The 24,344-nt window shown below is 62.7% G+C and carries 19 protein-coding genes; 6 read left to right on the forward strand and 13 right to left on the reverse strand.

Translation table 11 applies throughout. The features are described 5' to 3' along the window. Positions 1 to 81: 81 nt before the first annotated feature. The gene (locus CWS72_RS21305; RefSeq protein WP_101252668.1) at positions 82 to 930 is read left to right on the forward strand and encodes a hypothetical protein; all 849 of its coding nucleotides are present in this window, start codon (positions 82 to 84) and stop codon (positions 928 to 930) included. Here the strand turns inward: CWS72_RS21305 and CWS72_RS21310 are convergent. From CWS72_RS21310 to CWS72_RS21350, 10 genes are all read right to left on the reverse strand, one after another. Then, complete coding sequence (locus CWS72_RS21310) at positions 925 to 2,688, reverse strand: VC_2705 family sodium/solute symporter (RefSeq protein ID WP_241911838.1); 1,764 nt, start codon at positions 2,686 to 2,688, stop codon at positions 925 to 927. The two genes, CWS72_RS21305 and CWS72_RS21310, sit on opposite strands and share 6 nt — an antisense overlap. 8 nt (positions 2,689 to 2,696) lie before the next feature. Continuing rightward, positions 2,697 to 2,966 (reverse strand): DUF4212 domain-containing protein, encoded by a 270-nt coding sequence (locus CWS72_RS21315; RefSeq protein ID WP_241911839.1) that lies wholly within the window; start codon positions 2,964 to 2,966, stop codon positions 2,697 to 2,699. Positions 2,967 to 3,328: 362 nt separating this feature from the next. Next, positions 3,329 to 3,508, reverse strand: coding sequence for a hypothetical protein (locus CWS72_RS27520; protein WP_146002833.1), 180 nt, complete (start codon positions 3,506 to 3,508; stop codon positions 3,329 to 3,331). Between the two features lie 170 nt (positions 3,509 to 3,678). Beyond that, entirely contained in the window at positions 3,679 to 4,830 is a 1,152-nt protein-coding gene (gene pqqE, locus CWS72_RS21320; RefSeq protein ID WP_101252670.1) for a pyrroloquinoline quinone biosynthesis protein PqqE, read from the reverse strand. Further along, complete coding sequence (gene pqqD, locus CWS72_RS21325) at positions 4,827 to 5,147, reverse strand: pyrroloquinoline quinone biosynthesis peptide chaperone PqqD (RefSeq protein ID WP_101252671.1); 321 nt, start codon at positions 5,145 to 5,147, stop codon at positions 4,827 to 4,829. Before pqqD ends, pqqE begins: the two co-directional genes overlap by 4 nt. Further along, positions 5,147 to 5,932, reverse strand: a complete 786-nt coding sequence (pqqC, locus tag CWS72_RS21330) for a pyrroloquinoline-quinone synthase PqqC (protein ID WP_420824080.1) — start codon at positions 5,930 to 5,932, stop codon at positions 5,147 to 5,149. Before pqqC ends, pqqD begins: the two co-directional genes overlap by 1 nt. Next, positions 5,929 to 6,861 (reverse strand): pyrroloquinoline quinone biosynthesis protein PqqB, encoded by a 933-nt coding sequence (gene pqqB, locus CWS72_RS21335; RefSeq protein WP_101252673.1) that lies wholly within the window; start codon positions 6,859 to 6,861, stop codon positions 5,929 to 5,931. The genes pqqC and pqqB overlap by 4 nt, the downstream gene beginning before the upstream one ends. Positions 6,862 to 7,051: 190 nt before the next feature. Continuing rightward, positions 7,052 to 7,132 carry a pyrroloquinoline quinone precursor peptide PqqA gene (pqqA, locus tag CWS72_RS28845; protein ID WP_101252674.1) on the reverse strand — a complete coding sequence of 27 codons (81 nt, stop codon included), beginning with the start codon at positions 7,130 to 7,132 and terminating at the stop codon, positions 7,052 to 7,054. 129 nt (positions 7,133 to 7,261) lie between these two features. Then, positions 7,262 to 8,248, reverse strand: a complete 987-nt coding sequence (locus CWS72_RS21345; protein ID WP_158240756.1) for a LysR family transcriptional regulator — start codon at positions 8,246 to 8,248, stop codon at positions 7,262 to 7,264. A gap of 384 nt (positions 8,249 to 8,632) precedes the next feature. Continuing rightward, positions 8,633 to 9,283, reverse strand: a complete 651-nt coding sequence (locus tag CWS72_RS21350; RefSeq protein ID WP_158240757.1) for a ribonuclease T2 family protein — start codon at positions 9,281 to 9,283, stop codon at positions 8,633 to 8,635. Positions 9,284 to 9,436: 153 nt separating this feature from the next. On the opposite strand from CWS72_RS21350, the gene ettA reads away from it, so the two are divergent. Then, positions 9,437 to 11,116 carry an energy-dependent translational throttle protein EttA gene (gene ettA, locus CWS72_RS21355; protein WP_101252677.1) on the forward strand — a complete coding sequence of 560 codons (1,680 nt, stop codon included), beginning with the start codon at positions 9,437 to 9,439 and terminating at the stop codon, positions 11,114 to 11,116. A 172-nt stretch (positions 11,117 to 11,288) separates the two neighbouring features. Here ettA and CWS72_RS21360 read toward each other — a convergent pair whose 3' ends face one another. Together CWS72_RS21360 and CWS72_RS21365 are read right to left on the reverse strand one after the other, a co-directional pair. Then, positions 11,289 to 11,918: an MlaC/ttg2D family ABC transporter substrate-binding protein gene (locus tag CWS72_RS21360; RefSeq protein WP_101252678.1), complete on the reverse strand. Its 630-nt coding sequence runs from the start codon at positions 11,916 to 11,918 to the stop codon at positions 11,289 to 11,291. Positions 11,919 to 11,925: 7 nt separating this feature from the next. Beyond that, on the reverse strand, positions 11,926 to 12,741 hold the full coding sequence (locus CWS72_RS21365; protein ID WP_101252714.1) for an MlaA family lipoprotein: 816 nt from the start codon (positions 12,739 to 12,741) through the stop codon (positions 11,926 to 11,928). A gap of 213 nt (positions 12,742 to 12,954) precedes the next feature. Between CWS72_RS21365 and CWS72_RS21370 the strand changes: the two genes are divergently transcribed. The 4 genes from CWS72_RS21370 to CWS72_RS21385 all read left to right on the forward strand — a co-directional run bounded on the left by CWS72_RS21370 (position 12,955) and on the right by CWS72_RS21385 (position 20,657). Then, positions 12,955 to 13,944, forward strand: a complete 990-nt coding sequence (locus CWS72_RS21370) for an ArsR/SmtB family transcription factor (protein WP_101252715.1) — start codon at positions 12,955 to 12,957, stop codon at positions 13,942 to 13,944. A 2-nt stretch (positions 13,945 to 13,946) separates the two neighbouring features. Beyond that, positions 13,947 to 14,861, forward strand: a complete 915-nt coding sequence (metF, locus tag CWS72_RS21375) for a methylenetetrahydrofolate reductase (protein WP_101252679.1) — start codon at positions 13,947 to 13,949, stop codon at positions 14,859 to 14,861. Between the two features lie 66 nt (positions 14,862 to 14,927). Then, on the forward strand, positions 14,928 to 18,416 hold the full coding sequence (gene metH / locus CWS72_RS21380) for a methionine synthase (RefSeq protein WP_101252680.1): 3,489 nt from the start codon (positions 14,928 to 14,930) through the stop codon (positions 18,414 to 18,416). A 423-nt stretch (positions 18,417 to 18,839) separates the two neighbouring features. Further along, the gene (locus CWS72_RS21385; protein WP_158240758.1) at positions 18,840 to 20,657 is read left to right on the forward strand and encodes an AsmA family protein; all 1,818 of its coding nucleotides are present in this window, start codon (positions 18,840 to 18,842) and stop codon (positions 20,655 to 20,657) included. Between the two features lie 149 nt (positions 20,658 to 20,806). Here CWS72_RS21385 and CWS72_RS21390 read toward each other — a convergent pair whose 3' ends face one another. After that, positions 20,807 to 24,280 carry an EAL domain-containing protein gene (locus CWS72_RS21390; protein ID WP_101252682.1) on the reverse strand — a complete coding sequence of 1,158 codons (3,474 nt, stop codon included), beginning with the start codon at positions 24,278 to 24,280 and terminating at the stop codon, positions 20,807 to 20,809. Positions 24,281 to 24,344 lie beyond the last annotated feature (64 nt).

Below are 24,344 nucleotides of genomic sequence, written 5' to 3' on the forward strand. Positions count from 1 at the left end.
GGGACCATCACCCCGTCCCTCTTACAGGTGCCCGAAACCGTGGATCGACGGCGGCGGCCCATTGCATTATCTTGCGCCCTCGTGACCCTTTTCGATTCAGACACCATCCGCGCCTCCTTTTCACGACCGGCCGTCATCCTGTCGATCGTGCTGCATATTCTGCTGGTCTATGTCCTGCTGAACGAGGAGTTGCTGTGGGCCAAGCTCCGGCTTGCGGCCGAGTTGCCGCAGATGGAGGTGGAACTGGTCCCCGAACCGCCGAAGCCCCAGCCGCCCAAACCACCGCCAGCCCCGAAGCCCGAGGAAGCCAAGCCGGAACCGCCGAAGCCACAGGCCGCTGAACCGCCGCCGAAGCCGGCGCCCGAGCCCCCCCCTCAGCCCGCACCGCAGCGGGCGGCGCCCCTGACGCCTCCGCAGTTGGTTCCCGGACGCCTGGCGGAACGTTCCTCCATTCCACATCCCGCCTCCCGCAATGGGGCGGGGGGAACCGAGCATGCCCCGGTCATGTCCACCGGGCCGGGGATCACCCTGGTGCCGAAAGAACAGGCCAAGGAGGGCAAACACGGCTCGATCGGTCCGGAAGGCCCCGAACTGACGCAAAGCGAACAAGACGTCGTCCTTGCACAGATCCTGAAATATTGGCATGTCGACTTCCATTCCCCGGAAGCCCACGGCCTGGTGTTGCAGGGAACTTTCTATATCCAGGCAGACGGCACCCTGATGTCGCCGGTCAACAAGAACGATCCCTGGGATCCGGGTGCGGTGGTCGAGGGCTATCGTAACCTGGGTCCGCCCGGCACGTCCTATCGCCGGGACGCGATCGACGGCTTTCTGCTGGCTCTGCGTCTGTGTCAGCCCCTGCAACTGCCCTCCGGAAAGGGTCCCTGGCCCCGGAGGATCGTCATCCGTTTCGCCTTCGATTCTTTATGAGCCGTCGATTTGACCTGCCGCCTCGCCGATCGGGTGGACAGGGCCGCGCGGCTTGCGGATCGAATCGATGAAGGCCTGCATCTCGCGGCTGGGCGGCGGCGTGGCGAGGCTGACCGAGAGGGTGACGAGGAAGGCCGCCGGAATGCCGAAAAGGCCCGCCGCGATGGTTCTGACACCCAGAACGGGCGAGATCCATCCGGCCTGCACCGCCAGGATATAAGCCAGGCAGACGCTCCAGCCCGCCGCCATGCCGGCGACGGCGCCCCGGGCCGTGGCGCGTTTCCACCAGATGCCCAGGACCAGGGCCGGAAACAGTCCCGAGGCGGCCAGGGAAAAAGCCCAGCCGACAACGGTGACGATGCCTGCCGGGCGCGTGCTGGCCATCCAGGCGGCGAGGATCGCCGCCACGATCATGCCCAGGCGGCAAACGCTCAGACGGCGGCGCGGACTGGAATCCGGGGCCAGCAGGCGATGATAGATGTCGTGCGACAACGCCTTGCCGATCGACAGCAGCAGTCCATCGGCTGAAGACATGGCGGCGGCCAATCCCCCGGCGGCCACCACCGCGCCGACGACGAAAGGCAGTCCGGCGATTTCCGGAATGGCGAGGACCAGGGCGTCGGGATCGATGTGGATCTGCGTCAGCTCCGGGGAGCCCGCGGCGGCGCCGGCGGAGATCAGTCCGACGCGGCTCCATTCGGCCAGCCAGGCGGCATCGCCGGCCAGTCTGCCGTCGGCGAGCCGCTGGAGGATCTCCAGCTTGGCGAAGGCCGCATAGGCCGGGGCCGCGCTATAGAGCAGGAAGATGAACAGCAGGCTCCAGGCGACGCTGATCCGCGCCTCGCGGACCGAGGGTGTCCTGAAGAAACGGGCCAGTACATGGGGCAGCGACGCGGTGCCCAGCATCAGGCAGATCGTCACGCCGAAGAAGTTGATCCCGTCGACGATGCCGGTAGGGCTCAAGATTTCGGACGGAGCGCCGAGTTGCGTGGTCAGTCCGGCGACGCGCTGCAAGGCCTGGCCATACATGATTTGCGGGAAGGGCACGCCGGTGGCCCTTACCGACAGGATGACGACGGGCAGCAGATAGGCGGCGATAACCACCAGATACTGGGCGACCTGGGTCCAGATCAGCGTTCGCATGCCGCCTTGCATCGAGCAAAGAAGAATGCCGGCCAGACCGACGAACACCGCCGCCCGGAAGTCCAGTCCCAGGAAACGGGCGGCGATGATGCCGGTACCGTAAAGCTGGGCCACCACGTAAAGGAAGGAGGCCGACATCAGAACCAGGGTGCCGACCATCCGGGCGGGGGTGCCGCCGTAGCGGGCGCTCAGGAAATCGGGGACGGTGAACTGACCGAACTTTCGCAAGTAAGGCGCCAGCAGGACGGCGACCAGGACATAGCCGCCGCTCCAGCCCAAAAGGAAGGCCAAGCCGTCGTAACCGGCCGCATAGATGGCGCCGGCCAGCCCGATGAAGGAGGCGGCGCTCATCCAGTCGGCCGCCGTCGCCATGCCGGTGTAGAGGGCCGGAACGGATTGGCCGGCCCCGTAATGGTCGGCGTTCCGGGCGCTTCGTCCGAGCGTGCCCATCGACGCGTAGAAGGCCACCGTCAGAAGCACGAAGGCGATGCCGATGGTCCGGTCGGACACTCCGGCGAGGCTCAACAGCGCCAGGACCGCCGCGCACAACAGGCAGCCGCCCGTATAGATGACGAAGACGCGCCCCATGTTCTGCGTGAAGTCGCCCTTCAGCATGAGGGGCCTCAATCCTCAGCCATGTGGAAATCTTCGTCGATGCGGTTCTGCCGTCCGGCATACCAGAAGATCAGGACGACGAAGCCGATCAGCACGCCCTGCGCGCTCAGCAGATAGCCCAGGGGAAAGCCGAAAAGCACCAGATCGTTCAGAATCGGTGCGAAAAGCGGAACGCCGAACCCCAGGCAGGCCCAGAGCAGCAACACGAGACGCATCAACTGCGACGTTTTGTCCCAATATCGCCGGCTGATGTCCGGCCCTTCGGAATCGTTGGCCACGCACCCTCCCGGTCCCATTGCGGGCGATTGTGCTTTTCCCCAGTCTGCGGTTGAAAAGCGAAAAATACAACCACCGGTATTGGGGCTGCGGGACAACGAATCCAGGTGAACAGACGGTTGCCGCCGCCAATTTCACTGGCCACCTCGCTCCAAAGAGACGTCATACCCGCGTTCGTCACACGGCGGTCCAACACGGATTTTGCCCTCAATATATGGGAAAATTCATACACTTTTGTTCAATTATAAATCGTCATGCCCGGACTTGATCCGGGCATCCACGTGCCCGCTTCAAATGATGTCGGCCGATCCATGCAATCATGGATTGCCGGATCAAGTCCGGCAATGACGGTTTTTGGTTGCAGTCACCCCTCAAATGCGGGCGACGCCCAAACTGTGCCGGACAGCCGTGGGTCAAGCCCGGCAATGACGATTTTGGATTGTGACCACCACTCAAGCACGGCCATGACGCCAATGTCGACAAGATCGAAACCTGAGTTCGGAACACCGACCGCCTGTGGCACTTCGATCCCATCTGTGCTCATCTGCGTTCATCGGTGCTGATCTGTGTTCCCTTTGATCGATTCCTGCGGGCTCTCGCGGAGCCAATCGGGCCGCTTCCGAAGGTCCGGTTCGGACCGGGGCCTTGTCCACAGGAGCGCCGATAAACACAGATGAACTCAGATAGGAGCAAATAATCACGGCAACGAGATGATTACCCTTCGCTCTCCCAAACTCCGCCGCCATGGGCGCGATAGAGCAGGCGGCGGCGGTCTTCGGCGGATTCCGTGGCGGCCAGGGCGAAGATTTCCTCGTGGCGGGGCGACAGGGCGCAGGCCGGATCGGTGTTTTCCGCCTCGCCGGTCAGGGCGAAGGCCTGGCAGCGGCAGCCGCCCCGGTCGATCTCGCGGTATTCGCAGTTCCGGCAGGGAGCGCGCATCCAATCGACGCCCCGGTAGCGGTTGAGCGCCGGAGAATGCCGCCAGATCCAGGCGAGCGGGTGGTCCCGGACGGAGTCGAACGAGAGCCCGGTGATGCTTGCCGCCGCATGGCAGGGCAGCACCTTGCCGTCCGGGGAGATATTGAAGAAGCGTTGCCCCCAGCCCCCCATGCATTGCTTCGGGCGCCGGGCGTAGTAGTCCGGGATGACGTAGTCGATGACGAGGATACCCTTGAGGCGCCGAATCGCCTCCTCGACGATTTCGGTGGCCCGTTCAAGCTGGTCGAGGGTGGGGATCAGCGCGGCGCGGTTTTTCAGCGCCCAGCCGTAATATTGGACATGCGCCACCTCAAGGCGCCCGGCGCCCAGGTCCACGGCGAGATCGATCATCTCCGGCAGTTGGTCGAGATTTTGGCGATGCATGACGGCGTTCACGGTGAGCGGCAAGTCCGCCTCGCGGATCTGCCGGGCAGCCTCCAGTTTCCGTAAGTGTGCTCCCGGCATGCCGGCGATGCGGTCGGCCTCCTCCTCCTCCCGGCTGCCCTGAAAGCTGATCTGGACATGGTTGAGCCCCGCCTCGGCGAGGGCCGCGACCTTGGTGGCATCCAGCAGAACGGCCGAGGTGATGAGGTTGGTATAGAGACCCGCCTGGCCGGCGTGGCGCACCAGCTCGACCAGATCCTTGCGGATGAGCGGTTCGCCACCGGAGAAATGCAATTGCAGGACGCCGATTTCCGGAAGCTCGTCGATCACCCGCCGCCAGTCTTCGGTCGATAATTCGTCGCTGGCCCGGCTCAGGGCGAGAGGGTTGGAGCAGTAGGGGCATCGCAATGGGCAGCGATGCGTCATTTCGGCAAGCACCGCCATCGGCATTTCGGGATGAGGCGTCGTTTCCTCGCGGGAGGAGGTGTCGATAAGCTCGCTCATTCACCCTCTCCACCGAGGTCGAGCAGGAAGCCCTGGTCGGCGAGATCCTGCAACAAGGCGATGACGTCGGTGGCGATGACGGCGCGGTCGCCTTGATATTTGAAGGTCAGCCGATCGATGATCGTCTCGACCGTGATCTCGCCGTCGGCCAGTCGCAAAATCTCGATGGCCGTTTCATCGGGCAACAGCACCCGTTCGGGAACCAGGATCACCCAGCGCTGCCGAACCGCGTCGAAGCGCAGGCGCGCGTGGCGGGGCAGCACCGGCCGGCTCGTCAGGGCGATGCCGGTCGGGCGCCGGACGACCGTCGCGGGCATCAGGTCTCCTCCGGCACGAAGGCGCCCGGCGGCACCTGTCCGGTGACGTAAGCATGGTGGAGCCCGTCCAACTGCGCCCAGAGGACGTTGGTCTTGAAAACCAGGGCCTCGCAGACGGCGGCGCGGTCCTCCGGGGTGCGTGCCCGGGCGCGGACGAAACGAAGGGCGAAGTCGGCGTCGCGCGGCGCCTGATGCAGTCTTGTCCGGAAATAGGTCATGATCTCCGGATGGATGAAGTCGTAATGCGCCAGCATGCCGTCGATGCGCTGCCGGTGGATGCCGGGCGCGAACAATTCGGTCAGTGAGGAGGCCACGGCTTCGAGGGGAGAACGTTCGCGGACGAAGGCGACATAGGCATCGACGGCGAAGCGGGTGATGGGCAGAATCCGCGCGGTCGAGGTGACCAGATCGCGGGAGAGGCCCAGGCCGTCGGTCAGTTTGAGCCAACGCTCGATGCCTCCCTCCTGGCCGTCCTCTCCGTCCCGTCCGTCGCTCCCGTCATGGTCGTCCAGCCGGTGGCGCCATTCGCGGCGGATGTCGCGGTCACGGAAACGCGAGATGACGATGGCGTCCTTGATCGGGATGGAGGACTGGTAATAGTAGCGGTTCAGCGCCCAGGCCTGGACTTGGCCCTTCGAGAGTTTTCCCGAGTGCAGCAGGGTGTGGAAGGGGTGCAGGCTGTGGTAGCGGGTGGCGCCGATCTCGCGAAGCCGCTCCTCCATCTCGTCGGCGCTGTTCAACTGGTCGGGGTCCACCGCATCCGCCAGCGCATGCATCATCGTCATAGCGTGATCTCCGTTCCGTCATCGAGGATTTCCCACCCGGATTGCCGCAGCTGGCGCCTTTCCGGCGCGTCGGCGACCCACGCCGGATTGGAGTTGTTGATGTGCAGATAGATCTTGCGGCGCACGTCGAGGGAACGAAGCGCCGCGATCGAGCCCTCCTCGCCGGACATGCTGAGATGGCCCATGCGCAGGCCGGTCTTCTCGCCCAGGCCCAGATGGATCATCTCGTCATCCCGCCACAGGGTGCCGTCGAAGAAGACCAGGGGGGCGCCGGTGATCCGCCGGGCCAGTGCCGGGGTCATTCGGGCGCAGGCGGTCAGGACGAAAAAATGCGCCCCGCTGGTGCGATGGCGAATGTGCAGGCCCAGGGTATCGCCATTTTCCAACCCGCCGGGGCGATGGTTTTCCTCGGTTTCCAGATAGAGCGGCACTTTGCCGGGCACGGTGAATGCCGTGATTTCCAGCGCCGACGGCCGGCCATCGGGATGGCGTGGAATGAAGGGGGCATCGGGTTCGATGGCGTGCCGCGCCACGCGGTCTTCCGCCAGAACATTGAAAATGCTGTTCTCGCGCAGGACGGCCAAAACCCGGTCATGGGCGTAGATGGAAAAGGGCGAGCCTTCCCGCAGGGTCAAGAGGCCGGCGATGGCGTCGATATCACCGTTGGTAAGGATTACGCCGGCCAGGGGACTGTCGCGCAGGCCTCGACGCGGATGGAGCCGCGGATTGTCGATGATCTGCTGGCGCAGGTCGGGAGAGGCATTGATGACGAACCAATTCTCGTCGTCGCCGCTGACCGCCAGTGAAGCCTGGGTGGAAGAGGAGATCATCGGATCCTTGGCGCGAGCCCGCCGGCAGATCTCGCAGTTGCAGTTCCATTGCGGAACGCCACCTCCCGCCGCGACGCCCAGGATCAGAATGTGAAGCATGCCTCAGTCTCCCGAACGTTGCGGCGGAAGGCCTTAATACCGGCTCTCGGTGATCGGACCCGATCACCGAGCCCTCAATCGCCGGGCGGGTTTCTCCGAAACCCTTGGCTTCGCGCCAACGATGGCGCGGGCCCTCAATGGGCCAGACCAAGTCTCGATGAGGCATCCTCATCGAGACTTGGTATTGCGGCTATTTGCGGGCGGCGGAGTAGTACATGTTGATTTCCATGCCGACGCAGACGACGGCGATCTTCGGTGTTTTCCAGGTCATGGTTTCCTCCGGATCTTCAGTGACCGGCGCCGGGAGCGACGCCGGTCAGGAAAACACTATGGATAAACATATGTTTTTAAAATCTATGTGTTCCATTCAATATTTGAATAATAATGATATGCGAAAGTACTATCCGGCGATGCGTTCGTCCCGTCTTGCCGCGGCCTGCCGGATGAAGGGGGGCATGGGAAGGATTTTGGGCAGGCGGACGGTGCCCGCAGTTTCCTGCAGGATGTGCAGGAACGTCTTGTAGGGATCGACCCGGCAATATTGCGCCGGCACCAGCGCCACCATCTGCCGGTCGGGCTGGTCGGTGGCGTAGAGATCGATACCGGACGGTCCGCCGTTGCGGTCGTGGGCGGCCAGGGCCGGAATCAGGCAGACGCCGAGGCCGGCGCGGACCATGCTGAGCGCCACTTCATAGCTGCGGCACTGGGCGATCTGCCGGTGGTGGGGCAGCACCTGTTGATACCACTGCGCCACCGTTTGGGTGTGCTGGGTGCCGAAATTGAACTGGATGGAGCTATTCAGGATCTTGCGATCGGGCGGCGGCAGGTCCCGCCCGGGATCGCCGATCGCCGAGAGTTTGAGATGACTGGGGACGGCGAAAACGTAAGGATCCGACATCACCGGAATCTGGATGAAGGACAGGCTGCTTTGGGCGACCGAGTTGGCGGCGATCAGTCCGATATTGACGGATCGGCCGTAGAGCAGTTCCAACGCCTCGGCGGGGGCCACCTCGTGGATATCGAATTCCATTTCGGCGAATGTCTCGGCGAGGCGCGCGATGGCCTCGGGCATCAGGACGCGGATGATCGAATTCAATCCGGCCAGGCGGATGATGCCCCGGTGACCTGAGGAAAATTCCCGCAAGCCGGCCTCGACCGAATCGAAATCGTTGAGAATCATCTGTGCCTGGCGGGCCAGGAACTGGCCCGCCTCGGTCAGGGTCATCTGCCCTCCTGTCCGATCGAACAGCCTGGTGCCGACGCTTTCCTCGAGTTTCGACAATTGCTGGGACAGGGTCGGTTGGGCCAATCCCAACTGCTTGCCGGCCCGGGTCATGGTCGCGGCCTGGACGACGGCGCAGAAAATCCGCAATTGGTGCAGCGTCATGGTTCCCATCCCGGCGGTCTTATCGTTGATTGCCTTTAGAGGTTGGGCCGTCGCCGTCCGCCATCAAGCGGTACCACCGGTCCACTTTGGTCTAGTTGCAAAGCTGGAGGAAATATTGTCTGCCGCTCGGTCATCGGTCTGGCATGACCTCGATTTCTTGGCATTGCGGACGACAAAGGGAAGCACAGATGGGACGACCGATGAGCACAGATGGACACAGAGGATGAACGGCTGCCCGTATCCAGCGGACGAAGGACGTTGTTTCGCCTGCGCGAACAGGGGGTATCCGTGTTCATCTGTGCGCATCTGCTTAAAATCTGTGATTTTTCGAACTGGTCCCGGATCCTGCCGTAAAGGACCGTGATTCTGGCCCTTAAGCCAGGATCAGGGAACGGGGGCGATGCGGACGGCGCCGTTCGGGCATTGGTCGTTCGGGGCGGGGGCGCAGGGACGGAAATCGAGGGCCTTTCCCATGCAGAAGCGGATTTCCCTCAAATTCGTTCCTCGCGCTTCGCAATGGACGCTCATCATGGCGCTTTGCAGTCCGGGATTGGCTTCCTGGAACCAGCGTTTCAGATGAACCACGTCGGTGACGATGAGCCCGTCCGGATGCTGTAAGCGGTCGGGTATTTGGACCTTGAGGAAGGCCTGGGAGACCCGGTCGAAATAATCATCCGCCGAGAAACCGCTGCAACGGCCGTGGGTCGCCCATTCGTGCTCGATCAATCCGGCGCTCGGCATGATCGGCATCATCCGCTCGACCAGAGGGGGCGGCAGGGATCCGGCGGGCCGGCATGCCGCCTGGGCCGGTTCCTCCTCCGGCCACAGGCCATGGACGATGAAGCCGTAGGCCGTCCGGCCGCGGCATTGGCTGCGGGCCGTCCGTTCGTGGCCATGGTGGGCGCAGTAGTCGGGCGACCATGACAGGGACAGAAGAAAGGCCGGGCCTTCCTGCCGCCTGGCCCCCTGCTGGGCGTGGGCGCCGCTTAAGGAGAGCAGGCAAAACAGGACGAGCAGGATCAGGCGTCTGGGCATTGCCATATTTCCGGATGACGGAGGGATAACGGGCCAGGGTGTCGCAATCGGGGCGAAATGTCGAGGATGCGGGTTGCTCCCGGACCGCCCCATGGGCTACACCTCCCTCAAGCCTTTGCGATATGTTCGCGCCCGTCCTTATAAGGAGACCTCATGGCCGCCTATCAATATATCTACGTTATGAAGAACCTGACCAAGACCTATCCCGGCGGCCGGGAGATCTTGAAAGGGTTGTATCTGTCCTTCCTGCCGGGGGCGAAGATCGGCGTGCTGGGCGGAAATGGCGCCGGCAAGTCGACCCTTTTGAAGATCATGGCCGGGATCGACAAGGAATATGGCGGTGAAGCCTGGGCGGCCGAGGGGGTCAAGGTCGGCTATCTGCCGCAGGAACCGCAGCTCGATCCCGCCAAGGACGTGCTGGGCAATGTGATGGAAGGCGTGGGCGAGACCAAGGCGCTGCTCGACCGCTACGACGCCATCGCCGCCCGTTTCGCCGAGGAGCTTTCCGACGACGAGATGAACTCCCTGATCGCCGAACAGGGCGAACTGCAGGAAAAGATCGACCATCTCAACGCCTGGGACCTGCAGCGCAATGTCGAAATCGCCATGGATGCGCTGCGCTGTCCGGCGGCGGATGCCGACGTCAGCAAGCTGTCGGGCGGCGAGAAGCGTCGCGTGGCGCTGTGCCGTCTGCTGCTCAGCCATCCCGATATGCTGCTTCTCGACGAACCGACCAACCATCTGGACGCCGAATCGGTCGCCTGGCTCGAGAAATTCCTTGAGGACTATACCGGCACCGTGGTGATCGTCACCCATGACCGCTATTTCCTCGACAATGTGACCGGCTGGATCCTTGAGCTGGAGCGCGGCCAGGGCATTCCCTACGAGGGCAATTACACCGGATGGCTGGAGCAGAAGGGCCAGCGTCTGGCCCAGGAGGAAAAAGAGGAAAGCGCCCGGCAGCGTGAAATCAAGGAAGAGCTGGAATGGGTCCGCGCCAGCCCCAAGGCGCGCCAGGCGAAGAACAAGGCGCGTATCACCGCCTTTGAAAATCTGGTTGCCGAAGCCGCCGAAAAACAGGCCGGTTCCGCGCAGATCGTGATTCCGCCCGGGCCGCGCCTCGGCGGCTTGGTCTTCGAAGCCGAGCATCTCACCAAAGGTTTCGGCGATCAGTTGCTGATCGACGATTTCAGTTTCCGTCTGCCGCCGGGGGGTATCGTCGGCATCATCGGCCCCAACGGTGCCGGCAAGACCACCTTGTTTCGCATGGTCACCGGGCAGGAGGCGCCCGATTCGGGAAGCTTCAGGGTCGGCGAGACGGTGAAGCTCGGTTATGTCGACCAGTCGCGTGACAGTTTGGCGCCCAACAAGACGGTGTGGGAGGAAATCTCCGACGGGAACGAAGAAATCGAATTGGGTAAACGCAAGATGGCCAGCCGCGCCTATGTCGCCCAGTTCAATTTCAGGGGATCCGATCAGCAGAAGAAAGTCGGTCAACTGTCGGGCGGCGAACGCAACCGCGTGCATCTGGCCAAGATGTTGAAGCAGGGCGCCAACGTCATCCTTCTCGATGAGCCGACCAACGATCTTGACGTCGATACCCTGCGGGCTCTCGAGGAATCGCTGGTCGAATTCCCCGGCTGCGCCGTGGTCATCTCCCATGATCGCTGGTTCCTCGACCGTATCGCCACCCACATCATCGCTTTCGAGGGCGAGAGCCAGGTGGTCTTCTTCGAAGGAAATTACGCCGATTACGAGGCCGACAAGAAACGCCGTCTGGGCGTCGATGCCGACCAGCCGCATCGCATCAAATACAAGCCTCTGCGGCGTTGAGACGTTTCCGCTCATCTCCCCCGGGGCAAGCCCCGGGGGAGATGCGACGAAAAATAAGGGAAGGGCATTTTATCTTGATGGGGGCGCCGGCGTTCCCGCCGGTGTTCCGGTCAAAGCCGGAGTTCAGTGGGACAGGCCGGGTGCTTGTCCCACTTCACCGCTTCCTCTCCGCTCAGCCGGCGGCCTTCAACTGGTCGAGCTTGGTTCGCATGATGGACAGCAGCCCATCGATCTTGCCGCCGTTGGTCTGCATCGCGGATGCGTAATCCGAACGGTAGGTGATGGCCATGCTGACGCCTTCGACGATGATATCGACGATGCGGAAAGATCCGTTGTCGCCCTCCTTGAGGCGCCATTGGACGGGGATCGGCGGACCCTGGTTGCGCAGAATGTGCGAATCAACGCTCCAGTTGCGGTCGCCGTCCTTGGTGGCGCTCAGCGTCTCCAGGCTCTCGCCGTTGTAATCCTGGAAACGTTTGGCCCAGGTCAGAACGGTGATGTCTTCGAACAGCGAGAGGAATTCCTGCTGCTGGTCGGGGGTCGCCACGCGCCAATAACGGGCCAGCACGAAGCGTCCGATTTCCGGAATATCGAAGGAGGAGACGAACAGCTTGCGGAACTGTTCGTCGCGGTCGATTTGCGTGAGCTGATGGTCGGCTACCGTGGAGATGGCTCGTTGGGCCAGCGCGCCGATGAACTTCCTGGCGTTTTCGTCGGTCTGGGCATGACCGTCGGCCGTACCCAGGGTGAGGGCCACCAGAAAGGCGAAGACGCTTCTGAGAAACATGGAACGGGAAATCATCTGTCGATCACTGCTGCGTATCGTCGGTTAACACTGCGGCGGGCAGGGCGCTCATGGCTCCCGGGGCACCGCTCTGTTGGGGATTCCTGGCATTGCCGATGAGGGCTTCCCGCCGCTGCCGGTAAAGGCTGCGAAGGGTCGAATAGTAATCGAGCGACGTCCGTTTGACGTCGTCGAGACTGTCGAGATAAGCCTCGCGCTGCGAAATGGCGGTCAGGCCGAGACGGGTCCAGTAGGCCCAGTGGCGCCCACCGGTCTGCAGATAATAGTCGAGAGGATCAGTGTAGGAATCCGCCACCATGCCGACGGTGTCGCGCGGATTGGAGGGACCGAAGAGGGGAAGGACCAGATAGGGGCCTTCGCCGATTCCCCAGACACCCAGTGTTTCACCGAAATCGGCCGAGTGCCCGGGCAGGCCCATCGGTTCGGCCACGTCCATGATTCCGAGAACGCCGAAGCTTGAGTTCAGCGCGAAGCGGCCGACGGTGCTGCCGGCCATCGTGAAGTTGCCTTGCAGCAGATCGTTCACCAGATAGACCGGCGACTTCAGATTATCGAGGAAGTCGCTGATCCGGTCGCGGCCGAAGGACGGAACGACGGCGCGATAGCCCACGGCGACGGGGCGCAGGAAATAGTCATCGATGCCTTCATTGACCGAAAAGATCACACGATTGGCTGGTTCCAGCGGATCGTTGATCTGGTCGAATTCCGCCTGCGCTTCAGGGTCGTCGGCGGGCGGCGGGGTCGCGCATCCGATCAGCAGGGCGGCGATTGCCGTCACTCCCGCCCGCAACGCGATCTTCTCTAGAATGCTCGACGCCATGTTTTCTTCCGCCAAGTGTCTCTGATGAATTATCCAAGCCGGCCGGTCAAAACGGCCAACCTGTCCTGCGTAGCACAGGCTCGTCCAAAAGACCAGATGCCTCGGTCGGGAATCTCCGGGCGCCGCCACGAAAGTGGTCCGTTAAAGGAGCGATTGCATAAAGACATAAATATATGTTTATATCATCATATGAGCGAAAATGATGGGAGCGGGATGGAGGATGTGTTGGCGGCGATGCGGGCCGCCGCCGAGCCGTCGCGTCTGCGCCTTCTGTCCTTGTGTGCGCAAGGCGCTCTGGCGGTCAGCGAATTGGTCGAAATTCTCGGCCAGAGCCAGCCCGGCGTGTCGCGCCATCTGAAGCTTCTTTGCGATGCCGGCCTTCTGGAGCGTTTCCGCGAGGGGGCCTGGGTCTTTTATCGGCTGGCGTCGCGCGGGGCGGGGGGTGCCCTGGTGCGCCATATCCTCGCCCAGCTATCCGCCTCCGACACCGTGCTGGCGCGCGACAACGCCAGATTGGCCGGCATTCGAGAGGTCAGGGGGCAGGCGGCGGAGGCCTATTTCCGAACCAACGCGGCGCGCTGGGCCGAGTTGCGGTCGTTGCACATCGACGAGCGGGAGGTGGAATGCGCCCTGTTGGCGCTGCTGGGCGACGGGCCCGTCGGCGATCTGCTGGACGTCGGCACCGGAACCGGCCGCATTGTCGAAATGCTGGGGCCGCGGGCGCGGTCGGCGGAAGGGCTCGATGCATCGCGCGAGATGCTTTCGGTGGCCCGCAGCCGGATCGAGGCGGCGGGATTGTCGAATTGCCTCGTCCGTCAGGGCGATATGTATCATCTTCCCTATGATCAGGGTGCCTTCGATCTGGTGACCATTCATCAGGTGCTGCATTTTTCCGAGGATCCCGGCCGGGCGATCGCCGAGGCGGCCCGCGTCCTGCGTCCCGGAGGGCGGGTGGCGATCGTCGATTTCGCGCCCCATTCCCTGGAAAGCCTGCGCAACGAGCACAATCACCGCCGTCTCGGGTTCACCGAGGACGAGGTGGCCGGCTGGTGCCTGGCTGCGGGATTGACCGCGCCCTCGACCCGGAGCTTGCCGGGCAAGCCCCTGACCGTCACACTTTGGCTGGCGGAACGATCTTCCGTCGAGCCCCTTACGTCTCCGACTCTCCCAATTCCCATTCCCGTTCGAAAAGGTGACGCGTGAGCATGGCCGTTTCTTCCGCCTCGGATCCCTCCGATACCCAGATTCCGGTCGCCCAGCCGGCGCCCCATCTGGCCGTGTCCTTCGAATTCTTTCCGCCCAAGACGGAAAAAATGCAGGACGCCCTGTGGGAATGCGTGACCCGGTTGGCGCCGCTTTCCCCCAGCTTCGTTTCGGTGACCTACGGCGCCGGCGGCTCGACGCGGGAGCGCACCCATGACACGGTTACCCGCATCGCCCGTGAGACCGGCCTCAAGCCGGCCGCTCATCTGACCTGCGTGGGGGCGACGCGGGCCGAGGTCGACGAGGTGGCCGGCCGCTATTGGGACGCCGGCATTCGTCACATCGTCGCCCTGCGGGGCGATCCGCCCGAGGGGCAGGGGGAATATCGGCCTCATCCCGATGGTTACGCCTACGCCCTCGATCTGGTCAAAGGCCTGAAGCGGCTGGCCGATTTCGAGATCAGCGTCGCCGCCTACCCCGAGACCCATCCGCAGGCGACGAGCCCCGAGGCCGACCTCGACAATCTGAAACGCAAGGTCGATGCCGGGGCCAGCCGCGCCATCAGCCAGGTCTTCTTCGACGTCGATCTGTTCTTCCGGTTTCGCGACCGGGCGACGGCGGCCGGCATCGCCGTGCCGATCGTTCCCGGTATTTTGCCGGTGACCAATTTCGCCCAGGCGCAGAAATTCTCCGCCGCCTGCGGGGCCAGCATGCCGGCTTGGATGTCCGAACTGTTCGACGGACTGGATGACGATCCCGACACCCGGCGCCTGGTGGCCGCGACGGTGGCGGCCGAACAGTGCCGGGCGCTGGTCGCCGGGGGCATCGACGAACTGCACTTCTACACTTTGAACCGCGCCGACCTTACATATGCGATCTGCCACATCCTGGGGGTCCGGGCGGCAAAGAGCGTTTAATCCGGCGCGACTGATTTTTGACCGGCCGGCCGATGCCGGCGGGACGAACAAAAGAAAAGGTTCAGCATGTCCAATATTCTCGACCATCTGCACGACCGGATCCTGCTTTGCGACGGCGGCATGGGCTCGCAAGTGCAGGGAATGTCCTTGAGCGTCGAGGCGGATTTCCAGGGTCACGAGAACTGCACCGACATCCTGGTGCTGTCCCGCCCCGATCTGGTCCGCGAGATTCACCGGCGCTATTACGCCGTCGGCGCCGACATGGTCGAGACCAACACCTTCGGAGCCAGCCCGCTGACCCTGGGCGAGTTCGGAATTCCCGAGAAGGCGCACGAGATCTGCAAGCGGGCCGGCGAGATCGCCCGCGAGGCGGCGGAGGAATTTTCCGGCGACGGCAGAACCCGTTTCGTCCTGGGCTCGATCGGACCGGGCACCAAGTTGCCGACTTTGGGTCATGTCGACTACGACACCCTGGAACAGTCCCTGCTGGTCCAGGCCGATGGTCTCAACGCCGGTGGCGTCGACGCCTATCTGATCGAAACCTGCCAGGATCCGCTGCAGATCAAGGCGGCGGTCAATGCCGCCAAGCAGGCCAACCGGCGGTCCGGACGCGAGGTCCCGATCTTCGTGCAGGTGACGGTGGAGACCACCGGCACCCTGCTGGTCGGTGCCGATATCGCAGCCGCGGCGACGGTGGTGCAATCCCTCGACGTTCCGTTGCTCGGCCTGAATTGCGCCACCGGTCCGCAGGAGATGAGCGAGCATGTCCGCTGGCTGTCGGCGAACTGGCCGGGATTGATTTCGATCCAGCCCAACGCCGGCCTGCCCGAACTGGTCGACGGCCAGACATCCTATCCCTTGGCGCCGGCCGACCTGGCCCGCTGGCAGGAACGCTTCCTGGACGATGATCGGGTCAATCTGATGGGCGGCTGCTGCGGCACGACGCCGGCCCATATCGCCGCCGTCGACGCCATGCTGCGCCGGCGGGGTGGCGAGGCGCATCGGCCGCGTCCCGTGCGGCGGACGGTGCATTGGGTGCCCTCCGTGGCATCCCTCTACGGCCAGGTTCCCTTGCGCCAGGAAAACGCCTTCCTCTCCATCGGCGAACGCTGCAACGCCAACGGTTCGAAAAAATTCCGCGAATGCCAGGAGCGCGAGGACTGGGACGGCGCCATCGCCATGGGCCGCGAGCAGGTCAAGGAGGGCAGCCACACTCTGGACGTCTGCACCGCCTTCGTCGGACGCGACGAGATCCGCGACATGACCCAGGTGATCAGCCGCATGCGGGGATCCGTCAACGCGCCCCTGGTCATCGATTCCACCGAATTGCCGGTCATTGAGGCGGCGCTGAAGCTTTACGGCGGCAAGGCGATCATCAATTCGATCAATTTCGAGAACGGCGAGGAGGCCGCGGCCCAGCGTCTGGAACTGGCCAGGAAATTCGGCGCGGCGGTGATCGCCCTGACCATCGACGAGGAGGGTATGGCCAAGGATGTCGAGGCCAAGGTGGCCCTGGCCCATCGGCTGCATGACTTCGCGGTGAACCGCCATGGCCTGGCCGCCTCCGACCTGATGTTCGACCCGCTCACCTTCACCATCTGCACCGGCAACGAGGATGACCGCAAGCTGGCCCTGCACACGCTGGACGCCATCGAGCGGATCGCCCGTGAGCTGCCGGAATGCCAGATCATCCTGGGACTATCCAACGTCTCCTTCGGCCTGAAGCCGGCGGCGCGGCACGTTCTCAATTCGGTGTTCCTGGACCATGCCTGCAAGCGGGGCATGACCGGGGCCATCGTTCACGTCAGCAAGATCCTGCCGCTGCACAAGCTGAATGCCGACGAGGTGCGCATTGCCGAGGATCTGATCTTCGACCGCCGGAGCGAGGGCTATGATCCCCTGCAGGCCTTCATCGCCCTGTTCGAGGGCCGCGACGGGCAGGTGGCGGTGAAGAAGGTCCGCGCCGAAGCGGTTGAGGATCGGCTGAAGCAGCGCATCGTCGATGGCGAGCGGACCGGTCTGGAGGCCGACCTGGAGGAGGCCCTGACCCGCTGGAAGCCCCTCGATATCATCAATCAGTTGCTGCTCGACGGCATGAAGGTGGTCGGCGAACTGTTCGGCTCCGGCCAGATGCAGTTGCCCTTCGTCCTGCAATCGGCCGAGACCATGAAGGCGGCGGTGGCCTATCTGGAACCCCTCATGGAAAAGGCCGACGGGCAGCAGAAGGCGACCATCGTTCTGGCCACGGTGAAGGGCGACGTCCACGACATCGGCAAGAATCTGGTCGACATCATTCTGACCAACAACGGCTACCGCGTGGTCAACTTGGGTATCAAGCAGCCGGTCGGCGCCATCATCGCCGCCGCACGCGAGCAAAAGGCCGACGCCATCGGCATGTCGGGCCTGCTGGTCAAGAGCACCGTGGTGATGCGCGAGAACCTGGAGGAGATCACCCGCGAGGGGCTGGAGTTGCCGGTCATCCTGGGCGGCGCCGCGCTCACCCGCAAATATGTCGAGGAGGATTGCGTCGCCGCCTATGGCGCGGGCCGGGTCGCCTATGCTCGCGACGCCTTCGACGGCCTCGACCTGATGGCCAAGGTGGCGGACCGTCGTTTCGACGAGCATCTGTCCGAGGTCAAGGCGCGGCGGCTGCATCGTCCGACCAACGAACGCCGCACGTTGGGGCTGGCGGCGACGCCGACGCGGCCCGTCGATTACGAGGAGATCCATCTGCGCCGCGCTGAACTGGCGCGTCAGGCCGAGGTGCCGACTCCCCCTTTCTGGGGCAGCCGGATCATCGATTCCGTGCCTTTGCAGACACTGGTGACCTATCTCAACGACACCATGCTCTACCAGTTCCAGTGGGGTTACAAAAAGGCCGGGCGATCGCTCGATGATTGGCGGGCCTGGGCCGCCAAGGAGTTGAAGCCGATGGCGGTAGGGCTTCTGAAGCAGTGCGAGAAGGAGGGGATCCTTCGTCCCAAGGCCGCCTACGGTTATTGGAAATGCGCTTCCGAGGGCGATTCCGTCGTGCTCTTCGATCAGGACGGCAAGACCGAGCTCACCCGCTTCTCCTTTCCCCGCCAGTCGGGCGAGGGAGGCTTGTGCATCGCCGATTTCGTCCGCGAAACCGGCGCTGGCGAGCGTGACGTGATCGGACTTCAGGTGGTGACCATGGGGGGCGAGGCCAGCGAGACGGCCCGCCGGTGGTTCGCCGAGAACCGCTACAAGGACTATCTGCATCTGCACGGCCTGTCGGTGGAGATGGCGGAAGCCTTGGCCGAATACGTCCACCGCAGGATTCGGGCCGAACTGGGCTATGGGGCCGAGGACGACCGCGACGTCGATAAGATGCTGCGCCAGAACTATCGCGGCTCGCGCTATTCCTTCGGCTATCCCGCCTGCCCGAATCTCGAGGACCAGAAACAGCTTCTGGCCCTGCTGGGCGCCGATCGCATCGGCATCACCTTGAGCGAGGAATGGCAGTTGGAGCCCGAGCAAAGCACATCGGCCATCGTGCTGCTGCATCCGCAGGCTAAATATTTCTCGGTGTGAGGGAAAATTCCGATGGATCCGGGACTGAAGGGGCGGAAGGCATTGGTCTGCGCGGCGTGTCGCGGGCCGAGCAAGTCGGTGCGCCGGAGTTTTAGGGGGACTATGCCATCGCTTTGATGGGACGGGGCGGCATCACGGCTGTCCGGCAGAGTTTGTGCGTTGCTCGCATTTGAGTGATAGCCGCAACCAAAAACCGTCATTGCCGGACTTGATCTGGCAATCCATGATTGCATAGATCGGCCGACGTCATTTGAAGCGGGCACGTGGATGCCCGTGTCAAGCACACGGCTGACGACCTTTGGTAGATAAACCGGGCGTAATTTTTCCTGAATATCAAGGGCGAAATCCGTGCCGGACAGCCGTGGGGCGGCATGGGCTTCACGGACCGGGAAACGCATCCCAATGGGTGGGAGGACGGTGTTTTTGCGCAGGTTGACTTATGGTCTCATCGGTCTCGCCGGGGGCATCATGGCGTTCGTAACGCTGTCCTTCATGCTGCTCGACCGCTTCGAGCTTGGTCCGCTTCTGGCATGGAGCGCCAGCGCGGTGTTCGGGCGGACGGTGACGGTCGCCGGGCTGCATGTCATCCCGGGAAAGTGGTTGATCGTTGGCGTGGAAGGCGTGCGAGTGGCGAACATTCCCGGCGGTTCTCGGCCGGTGATGGCGGAATTGCGGCAACTGACGGCCGAGGTCGAGACTTTGTCTCTCCTGTGGGGACCTGCCAATGTGCGGCGTCTGGAGATTGACGGCTTCTCTCTTCTGCTCGAATACGCGAAGGACGGCACGCGAAATTGGCGCCGCGGCAAAGCGCCCCCCCGCTCCGCCGAACCAGGGGATCGCAGCTGGGTTCCCTCGTTGCCCGACGTTCGGGTTCGTGCCAGCGAGATCACTTTTCTCACCTCCAGCGGCGCCACGTTGCGGACCCGGCTCGACGATGCGACATTGCTCACGACGGGTCCGGATGCGCCTATGCGGTTGAGCGCCGTCGGGGCCTATCACGAAACGCCGCTCCGACTGGATGCCGACCTGCAATCCATCGCCGTGCTGCGCGACGCGTCAGTTCCTTATGGCGCCGACGTCCGTTTTACCTCCGGCGACACCACGTTAAGATTCACCGGGACGTTGACGCGGCCGCTCGATGTCGATGGAGCCAAAGGCTCGTTGTTCCTGCACGCGCCCACCTTGGGAGCGATTCTGGCGATGGGTGGAGCGAAGAGCGGGGGCAAGACGTCGCTAGAGCTTTCCGGAGCGCTGACCCGAACCGGCGATCTTTGGGTTTTGGCTGAGACCACCGGAAAACTGAACGACAGTGTGCTGATGCCATCTACCATACGGCTGGCGGAAGGCGGTCGTGCCCAGGCTGATGATGTGACGTTCGATCTGGCTTTCGACCGCCTGAACCTGGATCCCCTGCTGGTCGTCGCCATCGCCGAGGGTGACGCAGGCTCTTCGCTCGTGGTCGAACGTCGACCGGATACGCTGCTCGGTGGCCGGGTGAGCGCCCGTACGCTCTCCTTCCGGCGGTACGGGGCGAAGAACATGACATTTTCGGGTTCCATCACTCCAGGACAAATCAAGTTCGATGAACTGGCGATGACGGTTTTCGATGGCCGTTTTCAGGCATCCGGTCAGGCGGAATCGGCCGACCGGGGGGGAGGTCTCAAGGTTCGGGCATCTATGGTCGGTTTGGATCTGCGGCAGCTTCACCGCGCCGGTATTGCCGTGCCGATGCTGGGGCGCTTGGATTGGCAGATCGAGGCCGAGGCGACGGGAGAGACCCTGGCGTCCGCGGCGCGGACAGCGCATGTTTCCGCCGTAATGTGGATGACGGGGGGCGGTCTGTCTCGTGATCTGCTTGAGAAGGCATCGATCGACATCCGCCGGCTGTTCCGGGCACCCAAAGGCATGGTTCCGATCTCTTGTCTGCTCGGCGTGATCGATATGCACGGGGGCATCGGAACCATCTCGCCACTGCGGATCCGCACGAACGATGGAACGATTGCCGGCCAGGGGCGGTTCGATCTTCCCGGAGACCGGATCGATTTGGTGATCGCTAGCCAATCGGCGACGACCAGTGATTTCGCGCTGGATATCCCGTTGCGTATCAGCGGATCGATCATGGAACCGGATGTGGGGTTGGCCTCGGGGGACGGGCTCGCGCCAGCCGACGCCGATCCGCACGATCTTTTGCCCGCGCTCCGTGACGTGGCGCGACGAAACGCCTGTAACGCCCCTCAGTAGACCGCCGCAATTGGTGCCCACCGTCCGGATGAATATACGTGAACTCCGCCGAACTTGTTGCCTGTAATACCGGATCTCGGTGATCGGAACCGATCACCGAGCCCTCAATCGCCGGGCGGGTTTCTCCGAAACCGTTGCTTGGCTTCGCCTCAATTGGCGAGGCTTTGCAGCGACATCTGGAATTCCTCCAGCGGCAGCGGTCGTCCGAAAAGAAATCCTTGGTAGGCATGACAGCCCAAGCCAGAGAGAAAGCCTCGCTGCGCTTCTGTTTCCACGCCCTCGGCGATGACCGACAGGCCCATGGTCTGTCCCAAAGCGACGATAGTCTTGGCAATGGCCGCGTCATTGGCATCCGTGAGCACATCTTTGACGAACGATCTGTCGATCTTCAATTGATCCAAGGGGAGGCGTTTCAGATAGGAAAGCGATGAATAGCCGGTACCGAAATCGTCGAGCGAGAACCTTACGCCACGAGATCGCAGCGCTGTCATCTTGGCGATAACGTCCTCGATATTGTCCACCAATAAGCTTTCGGTCAGTTCCAGTTTGAGCTTTTGCGGATTGGCTCCGGTTTTTTCCAGCGTTGAAAGCGTTTGTTCGATAAAATTCGGTTGCCGGAACTGGAGGGCGCTGACATTGACGGCGAGAACGATATGAGCGGTGTCTTTCCGCGTATCCCAAGTCGCTATCTGGCGACAGGCGGTTTCCAATACCCACTGTCCCAAAGGCAGGATCAGTCCGGTTTCCTCAGCCAGGGGAATGAACTGGCCAGGGGCCACCACGCCGCGCTCGGGATGGTTCCAGCGGATCAAAGCCTCGGCTCCGACAAGATGGCCATGCTCGACCTGTGGCTGATAGTGGAGTGAGAACTGCGCTTTCCCGACCGCTCGGTGAAGATCGTCTTCCATCGCCACGCGGGTATTGATTGCCGCCTGCAGATCTGGAGAAAAAAAACGCAGCGTGTTCCGGCCCGCCACTTTGGCCTGGTACATCGCAATATCGGCCTGCGTCAGCAAGTCATCCGAGTTTTCGTAACGTTTTCCGAACAGAATGACGCCGATGCTGGTCGTACTTCTGTATTCCCGGCCGGAGAGAAGATAGGGTTGGGCGATGGCGTCGAGGATTTTTTTTCCGATATCTTCCGCCTGGGTAGCGGATTCCTCCAGGTTCTCGCTTAAGTCTTCGATCAGTACGATGAATTCGTCTCCTCCCAGTCGCGCGACAGTGTCGGATTCGCGGACATTGCCCATGAGACGCGTGGCGACCTCCTGCAACATCAGATCGCCTATGGCGTGACCGCTGCTATCGTTCAGCGTCTTGAAGTTGTCGAGATCGACGAACAGCAAGGCGCATGTCCGCTTATTGCGGGCGGCGACGGCCAGGGCATGGCCCAATCGGTCGGTCAGAAGCCGCCGGTTGGGCAGATGAGTCAACGGATCGTAGAACGCGAGAGTCTTGATCTCCTCCTCGGCCTTTTTGATATCCGAGATATCCCTTGTGACCGAAAGAATGCAGAGCTCGTCGTCGAGTTCGATCAGCGATGCCGAGATCAATCCCCAAAGCAATTCGCCGTTCTTCTTTCTGAACTGGGCTTCCACGTTTTGGCAGAACAAGGCTTGCCTTAGCGTTTCAATCAAATTCCGCCGATCTTCCGGATTCACCCAGATACTGATGTCCGGCGGCTTGCGCCCGATGACGTCATCGTGGTCAAAACCCATGATATTGACGAAACCGTCATTGACATCGACATAGGTTCCGTCGCTCATCCGATTGATGGCAATGGCGTCCAGGCTGGTCTGGAATACCAGACGATAGCGCGTTTCGCTCGCCTGCAGCGCCGTGACCGACTGCCGGCGCTCGGTCTCGCGGGCGAAATTGTCGAGCGCGAAGCTGATATCCACTGCCATTTCGATCAGCAGCTCGCGCGCCCCTTCGTCGAAGGCGTCCGTCGTATCGGAGTAGATGACAAGGCATCCTGCCGGGATACCGTTCCTATGCAAAGGCAGGGATGCCAGGCCGTGAAAGCCGGCGTTTTTGGCCCGCTCATGCCAGGACTGTGTTGCCGGCCCAACCATAAAATCGCGGACGAGATCCTGATACCATATTGCCTGGTTGTCGCGAATCGACGTCGCGGATGGGGCTCGGGAAAGCGGCTCGGCGAGATCCAATGGAACCGTCAGACCGTCCATATACCCTGTGGTGTCGCCATAAGAGACGATCGGATCAACCCGCTTGCGATCCTTATCCAAAAGGCCGATCCAGGCCATCTTTGCGAACCCATATTCCACCACGCAGCGACAAATCTTCGGAAAGAGATCCGCCTCGTTCGCGCTGTGTACGATCGCCTGGTTGCACTGACTCAATGCCGCATAGAGATTGGCCAGCCGGCGGGATTTGGCCTCGGCCGCCCGAACCCTGACCGACTCCCGATGGATCTTGCCGTTCTCTCGCAGGACCAGCAACGCCTCCTGCATCTGGCCGACTTCATCCCCATAGGTCTTGGGAGGGATTTCGACGGTGAAATCCTGTCTTGCCAGCCGGGTGATCAAGCCGGTCAGCGTCTGGATCGGCCGGCTCACCCGCCGGGTCACCACCAGAAAACCACCCACGGAAAGTGCCAGCGCGGCCAGGAGGACGGCGCCATCCGCCACCAAAATACGGTTGGCGCGCGTGGCATGCTCCCCGGCGCGAGACACCATCTGGTCGAGCGCCACAATGCTCACCGCTGCGACAGCGGCGTTGTTTTCGTTGTAGATCTTCCGCAACCCTTCGGCATCGACGCGTGCCGGCCGCCTTGCGGCGAGCGCGTCGATGAGGGCTTTCATGTCGTCGGCGTAGTGTTCCGTGAAGCTCGTGCCGGCCTTTTCGACGGCCTCGACCAGAGCACGCGGCGCGTCATCGCGGGCGGCCGCTTCCGTGACCTGACGCCAGGCGCCGTCGGCGCGACCCATGTTCTGGTGCCAGACGACCGCTTCGGCATCTGTCATCGCCTGCCCCGCCGAAACAAGCTCCTGTCCTTTGAGTGCGGCAAGCCCGAGATTGAGGCGGGCCGTCCAGGCGGCGTGCTTGACCTCCAGATAGTGATCGATCAGCGGATCGGTCAGTTTGATCGCCGCTTCAAGCGGATCGCTGATAGCCAGATTGGCGTCAAGCATGGATTGGGTCACTTGCGACCAGGTCTGGACGAGAGTGGGGTCGCGTGCGGATTTCGCTTGATGGACGGCGGCGTCGACTTGGGACTGCAAGGTGCCGACGGCCTGGTGGGCGGCTTTCAGCCGTTCCAGTCCCGGGGCTCGTTCGAGCGAGCCGAGGCCCTTGAGCGCCTCGGCATAGCCGGCCTCGTATTCGGCCCGGGCTGCGGCGGCGATCGCATCCGCGTCGCGGCCGATCGGCTCATCTCCCAGCAGGGCGAAGATTTTCGGGCCTCGCTCGTTGCGCAGCCCGGTCAGCGAGCGGAACAACTGTTTGCTGATGACGGTCGAGGTGGCGATTCGCCGTGCGTTCGCGGCCTCGTCATAAGCATTGAGGAGTGCATTGGCGCTCAACCCGGTGACAAGCAATCCCAAGGCGCCAATGACCGAGACAAGAGTGGCACGGATTGTAATGTCGGGAAAATGGAACACTGTCGCACCCTCTGCTGTCGTGTCTCCGGCATCGAATAATCATGCAAAATAATAGGGTGATGAT

The organism is Telmatospirillum siberiense (genome assembly GCF_002845745.1).
Classification (GTDB): domain Bacteria; phylum Pseudomonadota; class Alphaproteobacteria; order Rhodospirillales; family Magnetospirillaceae; genus Telmatospirillum; species Telmatospirillum siberiense.

Bases quoted from the DNA above. Each gene is read 5' to 3' on its own strand.
- CWS72_RS21310 (WP_241911838.1), bottom strand. From the start codon at position 2,688: ATGCTGAAGGGCGACTTCACGCAGAACATGGGGCGCGTCTTCGTCATC.
- CWS72_RS27520 (WP_146002833.1), bottom strand. From the start codon at position 3,508: ATGAGCACAGATGGGATCGAAGTGCCACAGGCGGTCGGTGTTCCGAAC.
- pqqE (WP_101252670.1), bottom strand. From the start codon at position 4,830: ATGAGCGAGCTTATCGACACCTCCTCCCGCGAGGAAACGACGCCTCAT.
- pqqD (WP_101252671.1), bottom strand. From the start codon at position 5,147: ATGCCCGCGACGGTCGTCCGGCGCCCGACCGGCATCGCCCTGACGAGC.
- pqqC (WP_420824080.1), bottom strand. From the start codon at position 5,932: ATGACGATGATGCATGCGCTGGCGGATGCGGTGGACCCCGACCAGTTG.
- pqqB (WP_101252673.1), bottom strand. From the start codon at position 6,861: ATGCTTCACATTCTGATCCTGGGCGTCGCGGCGGGAGGTGGCGTTCCG.
- pqqA (WP_101252674.1), bottom strand. From the start codon at position 7,132: ATGACCTGGAAAACACCGAAGATCGCCGTCGTCTGCGTCGGCATGGAA.
- CWS72_RS21345 (WP_158240756.1), bottom strand. From the start codon at position 8,248: ATGACGCTGCACCAATTGCGGATTTTCTGCGCCGTCGTCCAGGCCGCG.
- CWS72_RS21350 (WP_158240757.1), bottom strand. From the start codon at position 9,283: ATGCCCAGACGCCTGATCCTGCTCGTCCTGTTTTGCCTGCTCTCCTTA.
- ettA (WP_101252677.1), top strand. From the start codon at position 9,437: ATGGCCGCCTATCAATATATCTACGTTATGAAGAACCTGACCAAGACC.
- CWS72_RS21360 (WP_101252678.1), bottom strand. From the start codon at position 11,918: ATGATTTCCCGTTCCATGTTTCTCAGAAGCGTCTTCGCCTTTCTGGTG.
- CWS72_RS21365 (WP_101252714.1), bottom strand. From the start codon at position 12,741: ATGGCGTCGAGCATTCTAGAGAAGATCGCGTTGCGGGCGGGAGTGACG.
- CWS72_RS21370 (WP_101252715.1), top strand. From the start codon at position 12,955: ATGGAGGATGTGTTGGCGGCGATGCGGGCCGCCGCCGAGCCGTCGCGT.
- metF (WP_101252679.1), top strand. From the start codon at position 13,947: ATGGCCGTTTCTTCCGCCTCGGATCCCTCCGATACCCAGATTCCGGTC.
- metH (WP_101252680.1), top strand. From the start codon at position 14,928: ATGTCCAATATTCTCGACCATCTGCACGACCGGATCCTGCTTTGCGAC.